General features: G+C 49.5%; 1 pseudogene. It reads right to left on the bottom strand.

Annotation, left to right across the window (positions count from 1 at the left end):
- Window positions 1–442, bottom strand: a pseudogene (locus H9X81_RS11550) (AAA family ATPase); the annotation flags it as partial.
- Window positions 443–572: the final 130 nt, after the last annotated feature.

Genomic DNA, 572 nt, shown 5'->3' with positions numbered 1-572 from the left:
GGCGGAGCATGGTTGTCTTTCCGGTTCGCCGCAGACCAAAGACCAGGCAGACACGGTCATACTCCTTTCCGTAGAGATACCCTTCCAGTTGGTCAAAGCAGTCACGGAGTTCCCAGTTTTTCACCCCTTGAGACATGGCCTCCAAACCCTTGCCGATGATCACGCTGGTTTCAAAATCCAGCTTGGGCTGACGAACTTTTGGCATTCCGGACCGTAACTCCTTCAGCTGCGCCTGCAGGGATTTGCGCTGTTCGATCTGCTCCCGCAGTGGTTCCATTTCTCCGTCCCGGAGATACTGGCTACGCTTTTTCCCGCCCTCCGTCCACTGGTGGTAATATTGAATCTTGCCATTGATTGTCTTCTTTGAGATATACCCAACTGGCAATTCCGCAATCTTTTTCTCCAGTTCCTGAATCATTTTCTGTCTTTGCAGCTCGTCCATACCGCACCTCCTTTATTTTTTATTATACCCTCTCGCCTTTGGATATGCAAGGGGTTATAGGGGGTTATGATGGCAGAACAAGAAAACTATGAAGGAAGAAGTAACGGCTTATCGCAAGCAGCAAAAGGAA

The organism is Hydrogenoanaerobacterium saccharovorans (assembly GCF_016901815.1).
Classification (GTDB): domain Bacteria; phylum Bacillota; class Clostridia; order Oscillospirales; family Ruminococcaceae; genus Avimicrobium; species Avimicrobium caecorum.
This window is presented reverse-complemented; position numbering and strand designations above follow the sequence as displayed.